16 protein-coding genes are annotated in these 19,924 nt (G+C 64.0%); 10 read left to right on the top strand and 6 right to left on the bottom strand.

Going from position 1 to position 19,924, the window contains the following annotated elements; genetic code table 11:
• Positions 1-9: 9 nt before the first annotated feature.
• A complete protein-coding gene (locus MJ8_RS20470) occupies positions 10-597 on the bottom strand; it encodes a helix-turn-helix domain-containing protein (protein WP_225247979.1) in 588 nt (195 codons plus the stop codon).
• Positions 598-832: 235 nt separating this feature from the next.
• On the opposite strand from MJ8_RS20470, the gene MJ8_RS20465 reads away from it, so the two are divergent.
• On the top strand, positions 833-1,537 hold the full coding sequence (locus MJ8_RS20465; RefSeq protein ID WP_201410571.1) for a nitroreductase: 705 nt from the start codon (positions 833-835) through the stop codon (positions 1,535-1,537).
• Positions 1,538-1,544: 7 nt separating this feature from the next.
• On the opposite strand, the gene MJ8_RS20460 is transcribed toward MJ8_RS20465, so the two are convergent.
• The 5 genes from MJ8_RS20460 to MJ8_RS20440 form a co-directional block, all read right to left on the bottom strand.
• Positions 1,545-2,927 (bottom strand): MFS transporter, encoded by a 1,383-nt coding sequence (locus MJ8_RS20460; RefSeq protein WP_225247978.1) that lies wholly within the window; start codon positions 2,925-2,927, stop codon positions 1,545-1,547.
• Between the two features lie 339 nt (positions 2,928-3,266).
• Positions 3,267-3,854: a sarcosine oxidase subunit gamma family protein gene (gene soxG / locus MJ8_RS20455; RefSeq protein WP_201415509.1), complete on the bottom strand. Its 588-nt coding sequence runs from the start codon at positions 3,852-3,854 to the stop codon at positions 3,267-3,269.
• 7 nt (positions 3,855-3,861) lie between these two features.
• Positions 3,862-6,855, bottom strand: coding sequence for a sarcosine oxidase subunit alpha (locus tag MJ8_RS20450; protein ID WP_201410569.1), 2,994 nt, complete (start codon positions 6,853-6,855; stop codon positions 3,862-3,864).
• On the bottom strand, positions 6,852-7,145 hold the full coding sequence (locus MJ8_RS20445; protein ID WP_201410568.1) for a sarcosine oxidase subunit delta: 294 nt from the start codon (positions 7,143-7,145) through the stop codon (positions 6,852-6,854). Before MJ8_RS20445 ends, MJ8_RS20450 begins: the two co-directional genes overlap by 4 nt.
• Before the next feature lie 71 nt (positions 7,146-7,216).
• Complete coding sequence (locus MJ8_RS20440; protein ID WP_201410567.1) at positions 7,217-8,476, bottom strand: sarcosine oxidase subunit beta family protein; 1,260 nt, start codon at positions 8,474-8,476, stop codon at positions 7,217-7,219.
• A 195-nt stretch (positions 8,477-8,671) separates the two neighbouring features.
• On the opposite strand from MJ8_RS20440, the gene MJ8_RS20435 reads away from it, so the two are divergent.
• The 9 genes from MJ8_RS20435 to MJ8_RS20395 all read left to right on the top strand — a co-directional run bounded on the left by MJ8_RS20435 (position 8,672) and on the right by MJ8_RS20395 (position 19,846).
• The gene (locus tag MJ8_RS20435; RefSeq protein ID WP_201410566.1) at positions 8,672-11,161 is read left to right on the top strand and encodes a mechanosensitive ion channel family protein; all 2,490 of its coding nucleotides are present in this window, start codon (positions 8,672-8,674) and stop codon (positions 11,159-11,161) included.
• A gap of 312 nt (positions 11,162-11,473) precedes the next feature.
• Complete coding sequence (locus MJ8_RS20430) at positions 11,474-11,737, top strand: hypothetical protein (protein WP_140865503.1); 264 nt, start codon at positions 11,474-11,476, stop codon at positions 11,735-11,737.
• 254 nt (positions 11,738-11,991) lie between these two features.
• On the top strand, positions 11,992-13,425 hold the full coding sequence (locus MJ8_RS20425; protein WP_201410565.1) for a UbiA family prenyltransferase: 1,434 nt from the start codon (positions 11,992-11,994) through the stop codon (positions 13,423-13,425).
• Positions 13,425-14,777, top strand: coding sequence for an FAD-binding oxidoreductase (locus MJ8_RS20420; protein WP_201410564.1), 1,353 nt, complete (start codon positions 13,425-13,427; stop codon positions 14,775-14,777). The genes MJ8_RS20425 and MJ8_RS20420 overlap by 1 nt, the downstream gene beginning before the upstream one ends.
• 123 nt (positions 14,778-14,900) lie before the next feature.
• A complete protein-coding gene (locus MJ8_RS20415; protein ID WP_201410563.1) occupies positions 14,901-15,350 on the top strand; it encodes an EamA family transporter in 450 nt (149 codons plus the stop codon).
• Positions 15,347-16,354 (top strand): NAD-dependent epimerase/dehydratase family protein, encoded by a 1,008-nt coding sequence (locus tag MJ8_RS20410; RefSeq protein ID WP_201410562.1) that lies wholly within the window; start codon positions 15,347-15,349, stop codon positions 16,352-16,354. The genes MJ8_RS20415 and MJ8_RS20410 overlap by 4 nt, the downstream gene beginning before the upstream one ends.
• A gap of 22 nt (positions 16,355-16,376) precedes the next feature.
• The gene (locus MJ8_RS20405; protein WP_412177069.1) at positions 16,377-17,852 is read left to right on the top strand and encodes an aspartate aminotransferase family protein; all 1,476 of its coding nucleotides are present in this window, start codon (positions 16,377-16,379) and stop codon (positions 17,850-17,852) included.
• 12 nt (positions 17,853-17,864) lie between these two features.
• Positions 17,865-19,097: a hypothetical protein gene (locus tag MJ8_RS20400; protein WP_201410561.1), complete on the top strand. Its 1,233-nt coding sequence runs from the start codon at positions 17,865-17,867 to the stop codon at positions 19,095-19,097.
• Entirely contained in the window at positions 19,094-19,846 is a 753-nt protein-coding gene (locus tag MJ8_RS20395; RefSeq protein WP_201410560.1) for an FkbM family methyltransferase, read from the top strand. Before MJ8_RS20400 ends, MJ8_RS20395 begins: the two co-directional genes overlap by 4 nt.
• Positions 19,847-19,924 lie beyond the last annotated feature (78 nt).

Genomic DNA, 19,924 nt, shown 5'->3' with positions numbered 1-19,924 from the left:
CAAAGTAAATCAATAGACAGGCGGTGAAACCACCCAGATGACAACCGCCGGCTCGGTGCCCGGATTGCGCCAGCGATAAGGCTTTCCCTCGAAGCGAAACGAGTCCCCTTCGCCAAGCCGATGCCAGACGCCTGCTATCTCGATGTCGAATAGGCCCGATGCGATGTATCCGGCTTCCTCAGTCGGCCGAAGTGCTGCCGTCTTCATCTCGGCGCCGGGCGCGAACACCGAGCGCACCACCTCGAAGCTACCGCCGAGATCGGGCGACAGAAGCTCTTCCACCAACCCGGATTCACTTGTGCCAAGCACGCGGCGGCGGCCGGCCCGGACGATCACGCCGCGCTCCTCTTCGACCGGCACGTCATGGCTGAAGAACAGGCTGATCGGTACATCGAAGAGATCGGCGAATGCCCGCAGGTCGCCGACCGAAGGCACCGAGAGGCCACGCTCCACCTGGCTGACCCAGCCGACCGACCGGCCAAGCTTCAGGGCGATTTCAGCCAGCGTCAAACCGCGCGCCTTGCGCAGCGCGCGGATGTCGCCGGCCAGCAGCCGGTCGCCATTATCCTGCTCCGATCTGGCCGTGGTCGAGCTCAAGCGCTTCTCGTGAAAAAATCCGGCTAAATTTCATGAAGCGGTAAAATCATGAAAAAATCAAGGGGATTTTCATAGGCCACAAGATTTGCTTGCGCGTTTTCGGCCGTTGATGCAAAGGCTCGCGCACGAGCGGCGAGTGGGGCGCCCGGTCGGGGACCAGTTTAGCTTAGAGTCTGCGGATGGTCGTCAGGAAAACCGTGTTGGCGGTTTCCGGCCATGCGCAAAGGGACGGCCCATGCTTGAGAAGAACATCCGGATCGCATCGGAAGCGGCGATCGTCGACGAGGCGATCACCTCGCGCCGTTCCGTGCGCGCTTTCCTGCCCGACATGGTTGATGACGAGACGATCCGCGCGATCCTGGCGGTCGCCGCGCGCGCGCCGTCCGGCACCAACATGCAGCCCTGGCGCGTCTATGTGACCAAGGGCGAGGTCAAACAGCGCATCAGCGACGCCATCCTCAACTCCGGCATTCGCGCTGAAAAGGCGGAGTGGGACGAATATCGTTATTATCCCGACCAGTTCTTCGAGCCCTATCTGACCCGCCGACGCGCCAACGGCTTTGGGCTTTACGGCGCGCTGGGCATCGGCCGGCGCGAGGTCGACAAGATGCGGGCGCAGCACGACCGCAACTTCATCTTCTTCGACGCTCCCGTCGGCATGATCTTCACGATCGACCGGAGGTTGAACCAGGGCTCCTGGATCGATTACGGCATGTTCCTGCAGAACATCATGGTCGCTGCGCGGGGCAGGGGATTGCATACCTGTCCCCAGGCGGCCTTCGCGCCCTATCACCGCCAGATCAGGCCGGTGCTCAACATTCCCGACGAGGAAATCGTCGTCTGCGGAATGGCGCTCGGCTATGAGGACACGTCGAAGCCGGAGAACGAGTTCCGCACCGACCGAGCGCCGCTCGAGGACTGGGTGACGTTCGCGGAGTAGCGCCGGCTTAGTCGGTGTTCATATGCGCACCGTGTCCGCTGACATGCGCGCCGTCCTGCGGCGTCAGCCTGAGATAGGCCGACAGCGCGCAAAGCGTGATCAGGCCTTCGATGACGAACAGGATGCGATAGTCATTGACGCTGGCCTTGCCGCCGCCGGCAAGCAGCGAGAGCAGCGCCGCCGCGAGGCCGACGCTGATCGCCACCGCAAGCTGCCACAGGATGTAATAGAGCGCGCTGAAGCGGGCGAGCTGCTCCGGCGCGATGTCCGAATAGGAAAGATTGCCGGTCGAGGCCCATTGCACGGAGCGGAAGACGCCGAAGGTGAAGATGTAGGCCAAAACGATCCAGGCCGGCAGGCTTTCCTGCATCAGGGCGAAACCGGCAACCAGCAGGGCGACGATCGGCGTGTTGGTGACCAGCACGCGCCTGAAGCCGAAACGGTTCAGAAGGCGCGGCATGAAGAAGCGCATCAGCAATGACCCGATCGCGGCGACGAAAGTCAGCGATCCTGCTTGCACCGCGCTCATGCCGAAGCCGAGCTGGAACATCAGCGGCAGAAGGAAAACCACGGAACTCAGGCCGATCGTGTCGAGACCACCGCCGGTGAGGAAGGAGATGCGGAAAGTGCGGATGCGCAGCAGGTTGAGGTCGAGCAGCGGATTGCGGGCGCGCAGGCAATAGAAGGCGGCAACCGTCAGGATGACGATCGCCAGGCCGAGCTCGATGCCGATGAGACTGCCCGCGGCATCCTTGGCGGCGAGCGAATCCATGCCGAAGACGAGCAGCCCCATGCCGCTGCCGACGAGCAGGAAGCCCGGATAATCGAATGGCGTGCGCACCGGCTTGGTCGTCGTCGGGAACAGCGAGGCAGCCAGAAGCGCCGCGGTCAGAGCGATCGGGATGTTGATGTAGAAGATCCAGCGCCAGGACACGTAGGTGGTCAGCGCGCCGCCGACGAGCGGTCCGACCAGCGGCCCTGACTGGCCGGCGAGCGAGATATACATGTTGATCTTCAGCGTGCGGTCGCGCGGGAAACTCGACAGGATCACGACCTGGCCAAGCGTGCCCATCAGCGCGCCGCCGCACCCCTGCAAGGCGCGCGAGCCGACCAGCATCCAGATATTTTCCGAAAGGCCGCACAAGGCCGAGGCGCTGGCGAAGACGAGCAGGGCGAAGCAATAGACATTGCGCAGGCCGAAGCGGTCGGCCAGCCAGCCGCCGAGCGGCATGGTGACGATGAGGCTCGCGACATAGACGGTGATCAAAAGGCCAAGCTGGCTTGGCGGGCGGTCCAGGCTCTCGCCGATGCCGGGCAGCGCGGTGACCACGACGTTCTGGTCCAGGCTCGTCATGAACACGCCACAAGCGACGGTTGCCGGCAACAGCATCGACGGACCCTCCGCCGGAGCAAAGCGGGTCGTGGCCGTCGCCGAAGTCTCAACAGTCATGGAAGGGTATGGTCGAACTGGTTGCCTGAGCGGGCGTCTGCCTTGGCAAACGCCCGTGATTCCTTAGCTATCGCGCCTGCTGGCCCAGTGCTCAAGCAGCAGTTGTAGCCGTTGATAGTGCCAGTTAGCGGCTGGACCAAAGGTGTGTTGATATTCAGGTGAGGCCGGCCTGCAATGCCAATTTCCTGCGCTTCCGGTGCTCACGTACTTTAGTACGCTCCGCTCCGGTTCTCGAAATCCGGCTCGGCCTGACCTGAATCTCAACACACCTTAAGCGCTCTACTGCACCTCGTAGCCGACTTCTTCGCTGGCGTGGCACAAGGCCTTCCAGAACGACCGCGCAAAGGAGCGGAAGACGTAGATGTCGAACTGGTCGGCGCCGCTGCGCTGGATTTGGGCGAAGATGTCGTGATGATTGGTCGAGCGGCCGGCGCCGAGCGGGAAGGCGGGCAAGGCGAAGTCGATGGCGAAGAACTTCGCCATCACCCATTCGGCCTTCGGGCCGGCGATGCGGATCGCGGTGCGGCCATGCGAGAGATCGGTCAGCGTGCCGATGGCCGGCGTGATGGCGCCGGCGAAGGCTTGCGCAAGCCCCTCTGCCTCGTCGACCACGGTGAATTTCCCCGGCGCGAAGCCGAAAGCGGCGCGGCCGCCACTGCTCACGCCGCCGCCGGCGCCGTCGGGCAGAGCGAGCCCGGTGACCTTGCGGATGACCTCGATCAGCCGCGTCTCCTCGCCCGGCCAGCCGGCGAGCTGCAGGATCGAACCCGGCCGCGTCTCGGACAGGATGACATCGACGCCATGTTCGAAATTGCCGTGCGAACCGGGATGATAATCCGGCTCGAGCGGCGACTGGCGTTCGGGCAAATGCAGCTCAGCCATGCATGCGGCTCCCGTCGGGATCGTAGAAATGGTTGGAGACGATTTCGACCGGCCCGAACCGGTTGCGCAGCGGGTCGGACACGAAGGCGCGCGTCCCGTGGCGCGCCTTGCCGCCCTTGACCAAAGCCAGCGCGATATATTTGCCGAGCGCCGGCGAATAGCAGCAGGCGGTGATGTGACCGAGCGAGTCGTGCGGATTGGCCTCGTCCAGTTCCTCGACGATATGACCGCCGCCGTTGAGCGGCCGGTTGTCGAGGGCGATCAGCCCGACCAGCTCCAGCCGGTCCGGAGCGATAAGGCCTTCGCGGTCCATCATGGCCGAGCCGATAAAGGGCTTCTTCTTCGACAGCATCCAGTCGAGATGGAGATCGCGCGCCGTGGTACGGCCATCGATCTCGGCGCCGGTGACATGGCCTTTTTCGATGCGCATCGTGCCCAGCGCCTCCAGCCCGTAGGTGACAAGGCCGAAAGGCTTGCCGGCCTCGATCAGGGCTTCCCAGACGCGGGTGCCGTAGCCGGCGCCGGAATAGACCTCGAAGGCCATCTCGCCGGAAAAGGACAGCCGGCAGATCATCACCGGGACACCGGCGATTCGGCCATGGACGATGCCCATGAAGGGCAAAGTGGCGTTATCGACGGCGGTGCCGGTGACGCAGGAAGCGAGGATGGCGCGTGCGTTCGGGCCGCCGATCGCGGCGCCCGCCCATTCGTCGGTGACGGAGGTGACGATGACCTTCAGCTCCGGCCAGATGACGTCGAGGAAATACTCCAGATGCTGCATCACCTTTCCGGCATTGGCCGTGGTGGTGGTCATCAGGAATTCCTGCTCGCCGAGCCGCCAGGTGGTGCCGTCGTCGAAGGCAAGCCCGTCCTCGCGCAGCATCAGGCCGTAGCGGGCCTTGCCGACGGCCAGCGTCGAAAACATGTTGGTGTAGACGCGATCGAGGAACTCGGCCGCATCAGGCCCCTGCACCGCGATCTTGCCCAGCGTCGAGACGTCGACAATGCCGGCGCTCTCGCGGGTTGCCCTGGCCTCACGGACATAGGCCTGCTCGACCGTCTCGCCCGGAAGGCCGTAGATCATCGGCCGGTACCAGAGGCCGGCCGAATACATTCTCGCGCCATTGGCGACGTGCCAGTCATGCATCGGCGTCAGCCGCTCGGGTTTGAGATCGCCGAAGCGTTCGGCGGCAAGCGAGCCGATCGACACGGCCGTATAGGGCGGGCGGAAGCGCGTCGTGCCGACTTCGGGGATGGGCTTGCCCAGGGCCTCGGCCATGATGGCGAGGCCCGGCACATTGGAGTTCTTGCCCTGGTCGGTCGCCATGCCGAGCGTGGTGTAGCGCTTCAGATGCTCGACCGAGACGAAGCCTTCGCGATGCGCCAGCCGCACGTCCTCGGCGGTGACATCGTGCTGGAAATCGACGAAACTCTTGCCCTTGGCCTTGATCTCGAAAACCGGGGCCGGATCGGGCTCGCCCGGAGCAGCCTCAACCACGGGCAGGGGTGCGGATGATGCTGCACCTCCGGCCGCCTGAAGGCCGGCCGCGCGGCCTTCGGCAATGGCTTCGGCAGTCGAAAAACTGCCGGTGAAAGCGCCGGCGCCGATCCATCGTTGCGTCGGCTTCGGCGGCAGGAAGGCTTGTCTTGCCGGATCCCACTCGGCCTTCGCGCCGGCCTGGCTGGCGAGATGGATGGTCGGCGACCAGCCGCCCGACATCAGAAGGCTGTCGGCATGGATGCTGCGTTCGTCGCCGCTCAGTGCGCCGCTCATAAAGTCGAAGCGCTGCACCTTGAGGCCGGTGAGCGCCTTGCCGCCTTCGGTCGCGACCACAGCGTGACTGGCAAGCAGCTCGGCCTCCGCATCGCTCGCCAGCCGGCGCATCTCGTTTGAGACATCGCCGCGGACGTCGATAATGGCAACCACTGCTGCGCCGGCCTTCTTCAAGGCGACGGCGGAGCGGTAGGCGCTGTCGTTATTGGTGAAGAGCGCGATGCGCTGTCCCGGCAGCACGCCATATTCGTTGGCGTAACGTTCGGCCGCATGCGCCAGCATGACGCCCGGACGATCATTGCCGGGAAACACCAGCGGCCGCTCGAACGAGCCGGTGGCGAGCACCACCGTACGCGCGCGGATCGCCCAGTAGCGCTGGCGCGGCTCGCCCTTGGCCGCCACTTCCTTATGGTCGCTCACGCGCTCAAGGGCGGCAAGCGTGTTGCCGTCGTAATAGCCCCACACCGTCGTGCGTGGCAAAAGCCGCACATTATCGTTGCCTCCGAGCTGCGCAGCCATGCGCTGGGCCCAGTCGGCGGCGGGCATGCCGTCAATGGTCTCGCCCGACCAGTTGGCGGAGCCGCCAAGGTTGGCTTCGAGATCGGCGAGGATAACGCGGGCGCCCTGGTCGGCAGCGGCCTTCGCGGCCATCAGGCCGGCCGGACCGGAGCCGACGACCAGCACGTCGCAAAACGCGTTCATGCGCTCGTAGCGCCCCGGGTCGGGAGCGGTGCCGGCCTTGCCGAGACCGGCGGCGCGGCGGATGAAATGTTCGCAGAACATCCAGAAGCGCGTGCCTTTCAGCGGACCGATCACCGGCCCCATGAAGGTCTTGTAGTAGAAACCGGCCGACAGGATCTTGCCGCCGAGCTGGTTGATGGCGCCGATGTCCCAGGCGAGGGAAGGCGTGCGGTTCTGGCTGACGGCGACGAGCCCATCATAGATCTCGACCATGGTGGCCGGGATGTTCGGCTCACGCACCTCGCCGCGCAGCACCGTCACCAGCGCGTTGGGCTCCTCGACGCCGGCGGCGAGCAGGCCGCGCGGGCGATGGTATTTGAAGGAGCGGCCGAACAGCGTCACGCCATTGGCGAGCAGCGCCGAGGCCAGCGTGTCGCCGGCATGGCCGGTATAGGGCGCGCCGTCGAAGGTGAAGCGGATGGTGCGCAGCCGGTCGATCCGGCCGCCGGTCTCGGCGCGGCGGGGGCTCACGAGCGGCCCTCCGCCCTGTTGTCAGTGGATTTGTGGCCACCACGCGCGAATTCGGTGCTCAGGATCTCATGCGTGATGGTGTTGCGCACGACCCTCAGATGCGCGCGGCAACCGCCGGAATGCTGCCAGATCTCATTGTGATCACCGGCCGGATTCAGCCGGTCGTAGACATAGGCATTCCAGGCGTCGAGGTTCTGCGACGCGGGCTGCGGCCGCTCGCGGTTGCCGTCGCCCTGGTAAGTGAATTCGATGACGTCGCGCGGGCCGCAATAGGGACAGGTGATCAGCATTTTCTTGTATCTTCTTGTTCAACCATGATCTTTTCCAAAAGCCGATTTCCACTTTTTGGGATCATGGTTCCCTAATGCAGCCGCGGATTCGCGCCCTGGCCTTTGTCGTCGATGATGAGGCCACGATAGAAACGGTCGAGCGTGAAGGGCGCGTTGAGCTCATGCGGCTCGTCCTTGGCGATGGTGTAGGCAAAGCACCAGCCCGAGGCGGGCGTCGCCTTGAAGCCGCCGTAGCACCAGCCGCAATTGAGATACATTCCCGGCAGCGGACCGGTGGTGATGATCGGCGAGCCGTCCATCGTCATGTCGCACAGCCCGCCCCAGGAGCGCAGCATACGCACACGAGCCAGGCCGGGGAACAGCGCCAGCATCTCGCTCATCACCTCGTCGACGATCGGCAGGCTGCCGCGCTGGGCGTAGCTGTTGTAGCCGTCAAGGTCGCCGCCATAGACGAGGCCGCCCTTGTCGGACTGAGAGATGTAGAAATGGCCCATGCCGAAGGTGAGAACGGTGTCGACGATGGGTTTTAGCGATTCCGAGACGAAGGCCTGCAGCACATGGCTTTCGATCGGCATGTGCGAAATGCCGGCAAGCTGCATGACGCGGCCGGTGCTGCCGGCAACCGCAAGGGCGACCTTCTTGGCGCGGATCTCGCCGCGCGTCGTCGAAACGCCGGTGATGCGCCCGCCGTCGCGCAGGAAGCCGGTGACCTCGCAATTCTCGACGATATCGACGCCGCGTCGGTCGGCGCCGCGCGCATAGCCCCAGGCGACCGCGTCGTGCCGGGCCGTGCCGGCGCGCGGCTGCATCAGCCCGCCAAGGACGGGGAAACGCGCCGAACCCGAAACATCCAGCGCCGGGACAAGCCGCTTGATCCGGTCGACGCTCCACAGCTCGGCGTCGACGCCGAGATGGCGCATGGCATTGCCGCGCCGCGCATAATCGTCGAGTTGCGCGGGCGTATGCGCGAGGTTCAGGCAGCCGCGCTGCGAGAACATGACGTTGTAGTTGAGGTCGTGAGAGAGGTTCTCCCACAGCTTCATCGAATGTTCGTAGAAGCGGGTGTTCTGCGGCAAGAGATAGTTGGAACGCACCGCCGTGGTGTTGCGGCCGACATTGCCGGAGCCCAGCCAGCCCTTCTCCAGCACCGCGACATTGGTGATGCCGTGTTCCTTGGCAAGGTAATAGGCGGTCGAAAGACCGTGGCCGCCGCCACCGATGATAATCACGTCATAGGAAGCCTTGGGGTCCGGCTTGCGCCAGGCGGGCTTCCAATCCTTATTGCCGGCCAGCGCGTTCTTGAGCAGCGAAAAGGCTGAATATTCCGCCATTCTTCCTATCGTCCTTTTGATGCGAGGCGGCAGACTATAGAGCAGGCGGGAAGCGCAAAGCCAAGATTACGCCATCGCTTTTCGCCAGGCCGACTCCCGCCGATCCGGTCGGGACGGCTTGCCGCCCGATATGCCGGTCTTTATCAAAGGCGGAAATTTCGAGGTTTTTTTCGGCCGCGAGTCGCCAACACAGTCATGCTCTTCCGACAGCTCCGCCTGATCCTGATCGTCATCGTCGCTGTCTTCGGGCAGCCGGCGCTCGAGGCGTCGGCCCAGGCGATCGGCCATGGTTCCTCGCAGCTCATCGCCGATCAGACCAAGGTCATCCAGGATCTGACGACCAAGACCGACGGCCTGGAAAAGAAACTGAGCGACCCCAATCAGGATGATGCGGGGCTGGTCGATATCCGGTTGCAGCTGGAAGATATTTCGCGCGCGGCGCTGAACAGCGCGCTGGCGTTCCGGCAGCGCCTCAACGACATCAACAACCGCATCCAGGTGCTCGGCGCGCCGCCGGCGGAGGGACAGCCTCCCGAGCCGGAGGTCGTCAGCAACGAGCGGAGCGCGCTTGCCACTGAGAAGGCCGAGATCAACGCGGTGGTCGCCAGCGCGCAGAATCTTTCGATCCGCGTCAACGGGCTGGTCGACAAGATCGCCGCCATGCGCAGCGAGCTATTCCGCAGCGTCATCACCAAGCATTACGACCTGACGGAGGCGCTGAGCCCGCAGGCATTTTCCGACGCACATGACCAGTTCACGGGCCTCTACAAGGCGGTGTCGTCCTGGGCGAGCTTCGCCGTCAGGTTCAAGTTCCAGGCGATCCTCGCGGCGACGCTCATGGCCCTGGCGCTGGCGGCAGTCCTGTTGATCGGCGGCAGGCGCCTGTTCGGCCGTATATTCGAGGCCGACCCGACCATCGAGGATCCTTCCTATCTCAGCAGGCTGTCGGTGGCTTTCTGGTCGACGCTGCTGCCAACGCTGGCGCTCGGCGTCTTCTTCGCCTCGGCCGTGTTCTTCTTCAACTATTACAATGTGCTGCGTGGCGATATCGGCACCTTCCTCGATGCCTTGCTGACGGTGATCGGCATGGTGTTCTGCGTCAACCGGCTGACCAATGCGGCGCTCGAGCCGCGCCTGCCCAATTGGCGCCTGATCCCGGTCGAGACCGGCCCGGCGCGCTGGCTTGTCGGACTGACGACCGCCATGGCGCTGGTGCTCGGGTTCAATTACTTCCTGTCGGTCGTCAACGAGAAGATGGGCTCGCCGCTGTCGCTGACGATCGCCAGGGGCTTTGTCGCCACGATCATCGTCGGCGTCATCCTGATTCTGATGGGCCTGCTGCGGCCGTTCAGGGCGGCTGACGGCTCATGGCGCCCCTGGCCGGCATGGCTTCGCTTCCTTGCCATCGCCCTCGGCCTGTTCACCATTGCTGCGGCACTGCTCGGCTATATCGGTCTCGCCCTTTTCGTCTCCTTCCAGGTCGTGGTGACCGGCACGGTGCTGGTGACCGCCTATATCGGCTTCCTGTCGGCACGCGCGATCGGCGAGGAGGGCGGCTTCGCCGATACGTCGGTCGGGCGATGGCTTTCGGAAAACTCAAGCTACGAGGATACCGCCCTCGACCAGCTCGGGCTGGTGGTCAGCATCGCCATCAACCTGATGATCGTGGTGGTCTTCCTGCCGCTGATCCTGTTGATGTGGGGCTTCCAGCCCGGCGATATCGAGGCCTGGGCCTACAAGCTGGCGACCGGGGTCACGATCGGTTCGGTGACCATCTCCTTGCTAGGCATCCTCAGCGGCATCGTCGTCTTCGTCATCGGCTATTTCCTGACGCGCTGGTTCCAGGGCTGGCTGGACGGTTCGGTGATGGCGCGCGGCAAGGTCGATGCCGGCGTGCGCAACTCGATCCGCCTGGGTGTCGGCTATGCCGGCGTGGCTGTCGCGGCACTGGTCGGCATCTCGGCCGCGGGCATCGACCTTTCCAATCTGGCGCTGGTCGCCGGCGCGCTTTCGCTGGGTATCGGCTTCGGCCTGCAGAACGTCGTGTCGAATTTCGTCTCAGGCCTCATCCTGCTTGCCGAGCGGCCGTTCAAGGTCGGCGACTGGATTGTCGCGGGCGACGTCAGCGGCACGGTGCGCAAGATCAGCGTGCGGGCCACGGAGATAGAGACCTTCCAGCGCCAGGCAGTGATCCTGCCCAATTCGAACCTCATCAACAATGCGGTCGGCAACTGGACGCATCGCAACAAGCTCGGGCGCATCGACATCAAGGTCGGCGTCGCCTATGGCAGCGACGTCAAGCGCGTCCATGCCATCCTGACGGACATTGCGCGCGCCCATCCGATGGTGCTGAAGAATCCCGAGCCCTTCGTCCTCTTTGCCAATTTCGGCTCGGCCGCGCTCGAATTCGAGATCCGGGTGTTCGTGGCCGACATCATGAACGGCAGCGTCGTGCAGAACGACATCCGCTTCGCCATCTTCGACATCTTCGAGCAGGAGCAGATCGAGATCCCATCGACGCCGCGCGCCGTGGTCGAGAGCAAGAAGCACGAACCTTGGCCGATCGACGACGACAAGATCGAGGCCGAATTCGCCGAGCGCCAGCGGCTCGAGGCGGAAGCCGCGGCCGAGCGGGAGCGGCTGGCCAAGATGAAGCGGAGGGGCCGCAAGCCCGACCCTGGCTAAGGTGCATCGATATCGGGTGAGGCCGGTCTGCAAATGGCATCTTCCGGTGCTTACGCACTTTCAGGTACGCTCCGCTCCGGTTCTCGGAGCCCACCCAGTTTGGTCGCTACGCGCCCGTCTTCGACTCCGACTCTGCCTGACCGAATATCGATACACCTTCGGTGGCGCTACCTGCGACGAACCCAAACCGATTGTGGCATGAATGCGGCATTCAGTTGCGGTTCAGGTAACATCTCATATAAGCTTCGATGCAAAGGGCGAGAATGCCTTGCAAATTTGAACAGAGGCGGTGTGCAAAACACCGGAAATGCAATGTGGAAGTCTGTCGTTGCCGCCATCGCTTTCTTGGCCCTGGGCGGTTCGGCTTTCGCCGCCAGCGCGATCAATAGGGACGCTCAGACGCGGACCCTGGTCGTGACCGAAGGCGGCGCCAAGAGCGAACTGACGCTTGCCGCCGGCGAGACGGTGGAATTCTGCTCGAACGGCTGCTTCGTCACCCTGCCCAATGGTGACCTCGAAGCCCTGACCGGCTCGGAAACGGTCGAAATTTCGGGCGGGGCGGCCCGCATCAAGTAACTCTTGCCGCTGATTGGCCCCGCAAGATTGGCAAAGGCCGGACCGCTGTCCGGCCTTTTATCGTTTCCGGTAGTCGACGCTTAACGATGGTGCCCGAAAAACCGGTATGACCATGCCCTGCAACCGGACGTTTTAACGTTCGTTGCGTCATCCCCGGCTATATCTCCCCCGAGGACGCCGGCACAGGGCGTGGGTTGAATTGGCGCGGCTCCGAAGCGGAATTTCGGAATCTGGCGCTCGATCGGGGCAGGACAATGGACGCGAGGTCGGACAGGAACGCAATTCCGCTTGCGGTCGATCTCGACGGAACGCTGATTGCAACGGACCTTCTGTGGGAAGGTTTGTTCATCCTGCTCAAGAAGAACCCGCTCTATGTCTTTCTCCTGCCCTTCTGGCTGGCCGGCGGACCGGCCCGGCTGAAGCGGGAGATCGCCAGGCGAGTCGACATTGACCCGGCCTCGCTGCCTTACCGCCAGGACCTGCTTGAGCGGTTGCGCGCCGAGCATCGGGAGGGCCGCAAGATCGTGCTGGCGACGGGAACGCCGCGCAAGTTCGCCGAGGCGATCGCGGCACATCTCGGCATTTTCGATCATGTGCTGGCGACCGACGGGCCGCACAACATGACGTCGGCCAAGAAATGCGCGGCCCTTGTCGCCGCTTATGGCGATGCTGGCTTCGACTATGCCGGCAACAGTCGCCACGACCTCAAAGTGTTCGACGCCGCGCGCAGCGCGCTGGTCGTGGCGCCCGACCGCGTGGCCCGGCGCTGGCAGGCGGCCCATCAAGCCGAGGCCATGCCGGCGCCGAAGCCGACGTTTCGGACCTACATCAAGATGCTGCGCATGCATCAGTGGCTGAAGAACGCGCTGATCGCCGTGCCGATGGTGCTGTCGCACGAATATTTCAATCCCAATATGATCTGGGAATGCCTGCTGGCGTTCGTCTCCTTCAGCGCGGTGGCGTCCGCCATCTACATCCTCAACGATTTCTTCGACCTCGCGCTCGACCGCAAGCATCCGACCAAGCGCAACCGGCCTTTCGCCAGCGGCGCATTGTCGATCCCGTTCGGGCTCGGGGCCATCGCCGCGCTGCTTGCGATCGGCCTTGCCGCCAGCCTCTTCCTGCCGATCGAATTCCTTGGCGTGCTTTTAGGCTACTTGGTCGTCACCACCGCCTATTCGCTGTCGTTCAAGCGCATGCTCCTGGTCGATGTGCTGACGCTTGCGGGCCTCTACACGATCCGCGTGCTGGCGGGCGCCGCCGCCACCGGCGTCGACGTTTCCTTCTGGCTGCTTGCCTTCTCGATCTTCTTCTTCCTGTCGCTGGCGCTGGTGAAGCGCTTCGTCGAATTGCGCACCACGGCCATCCCGCCGGGCGAGCGCATCGCCGGCCGCGGCTATCAGACCGAGGACCAGGAGATCGTCGCCCAGGCCGGCATGGCGTCGGCCTTCTCCTCGGCGCTGGTGCTCGCGCTCTATATGGACAGCCCGGCGGTGCGTGAGCTTTACCCGCATCCGTGGCTGATATGGCCGCTGGCGCCGATCGTGCTCTACCTCACGATGCGTGTCTGGATCCTCGCCCGGCGCGACGAGATGCATGACGATCCGGTCGTCTTCATCATCCGCGACTGGCGCAGCCAGATCGTCGTCGCGATCGGCGCGGTCTTCCTCGTCGCCGGGGGCTGGTGATGGGGCAGGAGCGCTTCGGCAGCTTCGGACTGGCGACCCCACCGGCGCGCAAGGCGATCCCGGCGGAAGAGGCGATCGCGATTCTGAAGAACGGCAAGGCCAGTCCGGGATCGTTGCTCGGCTACGGCAATGGCCGCTCCTATGGTGACAGTTGCCAGAACGATGCCGGCATGGTGGTCGACATGCGGCCGTTCAACCGTATCCGTTCCTTCAACGCCGAGACCGGCGTGCTCGAAGCCGATGCCGGCACGCTCCTTTGCGACATCATCGCCTATGCCGCGCCCTACGGCTTCTTTCCGGCCGTGGTTCCAGGCACGCAGTTCGTGACGCTGGGCGGCGCGATCGCCAACGACGTTCACGGCAAGAACCATCATCGGCGCGGCACCTTCGGCTGCCATGTCGAGGCTTTGACGCTGCTTCGGTCCGACGGCCGGACCTATCGCTGCTCGGCGACCGACAATGTCCGCCTGTTCGGGGCGACGATCGGCGGCATGGGGCTGACCGGGCTGATCCTTTCAGCGTCCATCAGGCTGATGCGGGTGCCGTCGCTCGACATCATGGAAAGGGCGACGCGGTTTCGCGATCTCGGTGAATTCTTCGATCTTGCCGAGGCGGCCGACCAGGCCAACGAATATGCCGTCGCCTGGATCGACCAGCTTGCAGGCGGCCATGGGCGCGGGCGAGGGCTTTTGTTCACCGGCAATCACGCCGAGCACGGCTCGCACGCCGCGGCGAATGCCGGCAGCCGGCTTTCCGTGCCGGTGCAGCCGCCGTTCAATGTGCTGAACCGGCCCTTCCTCACCGCCTTCAACGCAGCCTACCGCTGGAAAAAGGGCAAGTCCGCGATTCCGCGCCAAGCTGGCTACCAGGCCTTCTTCTTTCCGCTCGACGGCGTCCGCGACTGGAACCGGCTCTACGGGCCGCGCGGGCTTTTCCAGCACCAAAGCGTGGTGCCGGAGGAGAAGGCCCGCCGCATCGTGCCGGCACTGCTCGATGCGGCGCGGCGGGCAAGGCAGGGATCGTTCCTGACAGTGCTCAAGCGCTTCGGCGATGTCCGCTCGCCGGCGCTGCTGTCCTTCCCGCGGCCCGGCTACACGCTGACGCTCGATTTCCCCAACCGGGGCGAAAGGACGTTGCGGCTGCTCGCCGAGCTCGATCGCATCACGGTCGAGGCGGGCGGCGCGGTGAACCCCTACAAGGACGCCCGGATGGGGCCTGAGACATTCGCCGCGTCGTTCCCGCAATGGCGGCGGCTGGAGGCGCTTCGCGACCCGGCTTTCATATCGGGCTTCTGGACGCGTACCGCCAAGAGACTCGAGATTGGACAAGGGAGAGCCGAAGCCGCTGAATAGATAAAAGTCGAATAAATCATGGTAAATAAAGAGTTACGCCCTGGGTTACTCAAAACACTATCGCGGCTTCACGAAATATTTGCAGGTTTGTAATAGGACCGCACAAGGGGCGGGGTGGCAACAATGAAATACATAATCTTCATTCTCTTCACGGTCATGACCAATGCCGCCGCGCAGCTGATGCTGAAGCAAGGCATGATGTCGATGGGGCCGATCTCCTTCGAAGGCGTCAATCCGCTCGTCAAGCTCTTGCAGATCGTGTTCAGCCCCTGGGTGTTCCTGGGGCTGTGCACCTTCGTCATCTCGATGGCATCGCATCTCTACGTCCTGTCCAAGGTCGAGCTCAGCTTCGCCTATCCATTCCTCAGCCTCGCCTATGTCGCCGTGGCGATCTTTGCCTATTTCGTCTTCCGCGAGGACCTCAATGGCTGGCGCATCGCCGGTATCGCCTGCATCTGCGTCGGCACGATCCTGATCGCGCAGAGTGGCAGAGAAATGGGCGGGCGGGGACACGAGGAGCGGACCGCATCCATCAATCCCGACAAGATCGGCACAAGCGAGGTCGTTCGATGAGACATGTGATTTTCGGAGGCGACGGATTCGTGGGCCGTCACCTTGCCCCCAAGCTCGTCGCCGATGGCGAGACTGTCGTCATCGCCGATATCGTCAAGAGTGACCTGCCGCACTACCGTTCGATGCGCTTCATCACATGCGATGTCACCGATCCGGCTTCGGTCGCGGCGGTCGGGCTCAGGGCCGACGACGTGGTCTACAATCTGTCGGCCAAGATGCTCTCGCCGATCCAGGTGCGCGCCAAGCGGCACGACTTCTTCTTCCCGGTGAATTTCCACGGCACCGAGCACATCATCCAGGCGATGGACAAGGCCGGCGCCTCGAAGCTGGTCCACTATACGACCGACATGATCTACGGCCACACTGTGGTGCTGCCGATGACCGAGGACCATCCGGTCTCGCCGCTCGGCGAGTATGGCCTGTCGAAGCTGAAGACCGAGGAGCTCGCCGCCGAATGGCGCAAGCGCGGCATGTCGATCTCGCTGTTCAGGCCGCGTTTGATCATTGGGCCCGGACGGCTCGGCATCCTGGAAAAGCTGTTCAAGCTGATCGACTGGAATCTTCCGGTGCCGATGATCGGCTCGGGCAGGAACCCCTATCAGTTCATCTCGGTGTTCGACTGCGCCGAAGCCGCCCGCGCTGCCTGGAAAGCCGGCGTGCCGAACGAAGCCTATAATCTCGGCTCGCTCAATCCGCCGCCGGTGAAGAAGCTGCTCGGCGATCTCATTCGCCATGCCGGCTCGAAGTCGATCCTGCTGCCGACGCCCGGCTGGGCGGTCAAGCGCACGCTCGACCTGCTCGACCTGTTGAACATGCCGATCATGGATCCGGAGCAGTATCTGATCGCCGACGAGGAATGCGTGCTCGACGTGTCCAAGGCAGAGCGCCAGCTCGGCTGGGTGCCGCAATACCGCGACGAGGACATGCTGATCGCCGCCTACAGCGAATACCGCGCCAAGAAGGGCGGCCACGCCGTCGCCGCGAAACATGTGCCCGCCGAATAGGCGCGAAGGGGAGATTTTTCAGATGACCGTCATGGCCAAGCCGGAACAGACAGCCGCGCGCACGCTGGTCGATGCCCCGGCGCTTTCGCCCGCTTCCATCGCCAAGCCCGACCTGATCGGCGTCGAAGAGGCCAAGGCGATGGACGTCGCCCGCATCACCGACCTGTTCAAGGCGCATCTCAATCCCGGGCAGTTGCATTTCATGAAGCTGCTCGGCTTCCACAAGGTCAAGATCGAGCGCGCCGAGGGCATGTTCTATATCGACCAGAACGGCCGCAAGATCCTCGACTTCTTCGGCGGCTTCGGTTCGCTGGCCTTTGGCCACAACCATCCGCGCATCCTGGAAGCCCGCAAGAAGTTCCAGGAGGAGAAGCGCCAGGAGATCGCGATCGCCTTCATGTCGCAATATGCGGCGGCCCTCGCGCACAACATCGCCAAATGCTCGCCCGGCGACCTCGACATGGTGTTTCTGGGCTCGTCCGGCTCGGAAGCCATGGAAGCGGCGGTGAAGCTTGCCGAGCGCGCCGCAGGCCCGAAGCGGCCGAAGATTGTCTATGCGGAGAATTCCTTCCACGGCAAGACAAAGGGCGTGCTGGCGATCACCGACGGGCAGCTCTACCGCGCCGACTTCAAGGTGGCGGATAATGTCGTGCGCGTTCCCTTCGCCGACATCGACGCCGTCGAGCGCCTGTTCAAGAGCGATCCTGAGATCGGTGTCATCGTGCTGGAAACCATCCAGGGTGGTGGGGGTATCATCCAGGCAGAGGCGCAGTACTGGCAGAAGCTGCGCGCGCTGTGCGATCAACATGGCGTGTTGTGGGTCGCCGACGAGGTGCAGTGCGGCTATGGCCGCTCCGGCCGCTTCTACGCCTTCGAGCACTACGGCGTCGTGCCCGACGTGACGGCGCTGGCCAAGTCGCTCGGCGCCGGCAAGGCGGCGGTCGGCGCCATGATCGCCAGGCGCGACGTCTATATGAAAGCCTATGGCACGCCGAAGACGGCGATGATCCATGCCATGGCCACTTTCGGCGGCATGGGCGAGGCCTGCGTCACCGCGATCGAGGGCATCAACGTGCTCTATGACGAGGGGCTGATCGACAACGCTGCCTCGACCGGCGAATACCTGCTGCAGCGGCTGCAGGCGCTGAAGGAAAAATATCCAAAGATCATCAAGGATGTGCGCGGCAAGGGTTTCATGATCGGGCTTGAGTTCCATGATTTCTCGCAGACCCTGCCGATGGTGCTGCGCCCGGTCGTGAGCGTGCTCGACGACAAGCTGAAGGGTTCGCTCTCGGGCTTCGTCGGCTCGCTCTTGCTGCGCGACTATGACGTGCTCGTCGCCTTCACCGAGTACAACCGCAACGTCATCCGGCTCGAGCCGCCGCTGATCTGCCGACCCGAGCATGTCGACCGCTTCGTCGATGCCTTCGACAGCCTGCTGTCGCGCGGCATCGTTGCGATCGTGAAGGATTTCGTGAAAAGCCAGGTCGGCAAGTAGGGGTCGCCGAGCATGCTGACCAGGCCGTCCGCTCCGACCAATCCGCTGGAACGGCTGACCGGCGCCGGCCTGGCGTGGGGCGAGGGGATTAATGCGCGGTGGGCCGCAACGATCGGGGCGATTGCGTTTTCGCTCTATATCCTGCTTACCGCCGCGACCGCCTGGTTCATGCCCGACGCCAACTGGGACATGCTGCCCTATCTTGCGATCGCCGAGGAAGGCGCCTATCCCGATCCGCAGGCTCTGCACGACTATGCCTACAGCACGGTCAAGACCGGAGTGTCGGCCGCTGACTACAAAACCCTGACCGACGATGGCGGCGGCTTCCGCAGCCACATGGCGGAGAATGCCGCCGATTTCCATTCGCTGCTCGGCATGTATCGGATCAAGTTCCTCTACGCCGAAATCCTGTCCAGCCTCAGCCATGTCGTCTCGCCTGTCGAGGCGATGCGGCTGGTGCAGGTATTCTCGGTGCTGCTGCTCGGCGCCATCACGCTCACCTGGCTGCGCGCGGAAGGCGCGCTGGCGCTGGCGCCGGTCCTCGGCGCGATCCTGATCATGGCCGATTTCGGCGATGCGGCGCGCGCCTCGACGCCGGACCTTCTCTGCTCGGCGCTGTTCCTCGGCGGAACCTTCACCTATGTGCGCAAGCGCGAGGCGGCGACGGCGGTCGTGCTGTTCCTGGCCTTCATGGTCAGACCCGACAACATCGTTTTCCTCGCCATTTTCGCGGTGCTGCTCGTCGCTTTCCGCGAGAGGGCTTGGGGCGCTCTAACCGGCTTCGCGGCATCCTTCATTGCCTATTTCGCCATTTCGCATTGGGCCCAGCATCCCGGCTGGTGGCCGCATCTTTGGTTCTCCAGCATCGAGCAGCACTACAATATGGACGGGTTCGAGCCGCCGTTCTCGGTGGCGGCGTATCTCAAGGCCTTCGTCGCCTCACTGGTGCGCGCGATCAGCGTCAACAGCTGGGTCGGCGTGTCGGTGCTGGCACTGGCCGGCTGGTTCGGCTTGCACCATGCCGGCTTCCGGCTCGACCGGCGCGGCGGCATCCTGCTGGCGGCGCTGGTGCTCGGGGTGCTGGCGAAATTCGCCGTCTTCCCGATCCACGACACCCGCATCTACTTCCCCAATCTCCTGCCGCCCTTCCTGCTGCTGGCCGCGCCGCTGACGGCGCTGTGGACGGCGGCAAGCCAGGGCGGGCGCCGCGCGGCGCTGCAGGTCATTTCCGGAGACAAGTCATGAGCTCGCTATCCACATTCGCGCGCGTTCTTCTGTCGCTCGGTCTGCCGACCGGCCTGCTCGACCGCGGGCCGGCGCTGCACGGCACGAAGTTCCTGGCCAAGGCGGCGCTCAGAGCACGTTTTGGCGGCCGGCCGTTCCAGATGGTCAATGTCGGCGCCTGCGACGGCGCGCTGTTCGACGACGTGACGCCCTGGCTGCACCGCATTGCGGGCGCGCGCGCCGTGCTGGTCGAGCCGATCCCCTACAATCAGAAGCGGCTGCGCGCCAATTACCCGGATACGACGCGCTTCGTCATCGAGCCGGTGGCGGTGACCAGGACCAAGGGCACGATCACGGTCCACACCTTCGATGCCGCGGCGCTCGAAGCCGGCACACTGCCGATCGAGTTCATCGGCTGCTCATCGGTCACCGAAACCAATCTGATGTCGGGGAAGAACGCCTGGGGCGAGGCCGATGCCAACTTCAACAAGTTCGCGCCGCATCTGAAGGACATCGAAGTGCCGTCGGAGACCTTGCAGGCGCTGCTCGACCGCAACGGCATTGCCCATATCGACGCCTTCCTGGTCGACTGCGAGGGCGCCGACTGGATGGTGTTCGAGCAGCTCGACCTCAAGCGCTACCGCCCCGGCATGATCAAGATCGAGGTCGGCGCGCTGCCGGCCGCCGAGATCGGCCAGGTCGTGGTGAAGCTCAAGACCGCCGGCTACCAGGTAGGCTTCCAGGCCGAGGACATCTGGGCTTTCACCTAGAGCGTTTCATAGCTTGATTGAATCGTAGGGGATTCCCGCTCGGCCTGATTTGTGATTCAAGATGCTGGCTGGATAGGA

The organism is Mesorhizobium sp. J8 (assembly GCF_016591715.1).
Classification (GTDB): domain Bacteria; phylum Pseudomonadota; class Alphaproteobacteria; order Rhizobiales; family Rhizobiaceae; genus Mesorhizobium.
The sequence above is the reverse complement of the archived record's forward strand: the minus strand, read 5'-3'. Positions and strand labels throughout refer to the sequence as shown.

Excerpts from the sequence above, each read along its gene's own strand:
- MJ8_RS20425 (WP_201410565.1), top strand. The coding sequence starts at position 11,992 with ATGGACGCGAGGTCGGACAGGAACGCAATTCCGCTTGCGGTCGATCTC.
- MJ8_RS20465 (WP_201410571.1), top strand. The coding sequence starts at position 833 with ATGCTTGAGAAGAACATCCGGATCGCATCGGAAGCGGCGATCGTCGAC.
- MJ8_RS20440 (WP_201410567.1), bottom strand. The coding sequence starts at position 8,476 with ATGGCGGAATATTCAGCCTTTTCGCTGCTCAAGAACGCGCTGGCCGGC.
- MJ8_RS20430 (WP_140865503.1), top strand. The coding sequence starts at position 11,474 with ATGTGGAAGTCTGTCGTTGCCGCCATCGCTTTCTTGGCCCTGGGCGGT.
- MJ8_RS20460 (WP_225247978.1), bottom strand. The coding sequence starts at position 2,927 with ATGCTGTTGCCGGCAACCGTCGCTTGTGGCGTGTTCATGACGAGCCTG.
- MJ8_RS20415 (WP_201410563.1), top strand. The coding sequence starts at position 14,901 with ATGAAATACATAATCTTCATTCTCTTCACGGTCATGACCAATGCCGCC.
- MJ8_RS20395 (WP_201410560.1), top strand. The coding sequence starts at position 19,094 with ATGAGCTCGCTATCCACATTCGCGCGCGTTCTTCTGTCGCTCGGTCTG.
- MJ8_RS20435 (WP_201410566.1), top strand. The coding sequence starts at position 8,672 with ATGCTCTTCCGACAGCTCCGCCTGATCCTGATCGTCATCGTCGCTGTC.
- MJ8_RS20420 (WP_201410564.1), top strand. The coding sequence starts at position 13,425 with ATGGGGCAGGAGCGCTTCGGCAGCTTCGGACTGGCGACCCCACCGGCG.
- MJ8_RS20445 (WP_201410568.1), bottom strand. The coding sequence starts at position 7,145 with ATGCTGATCACCTGTCCCTATTGCGGCCCGCGCGACGTCATCGAATTC.
- MJ8_RS20400 (WP_201410561.1), top strand. The coding sequence starts at position 17,865 with ATGCTGACCAGGCCGTCCGCTCCGACCAATCCGCTGGAACGGCTGACC.
- MJ8_RS20410 (WP_201410562.1), top strand. The coding sequence starts at position 15,347 with ATGAGACATGTGATTTTCGGAGGCGACGGATTCGTGGGCCGTCACCTT.
- MJ8_RS20405 (WP_412177069.1), top strand. The coding sequence starts at position 16,377 with ATGACCGTCATGGCCAAGCCGGAACAGACAGCCGCGCGCACGCTGGTC.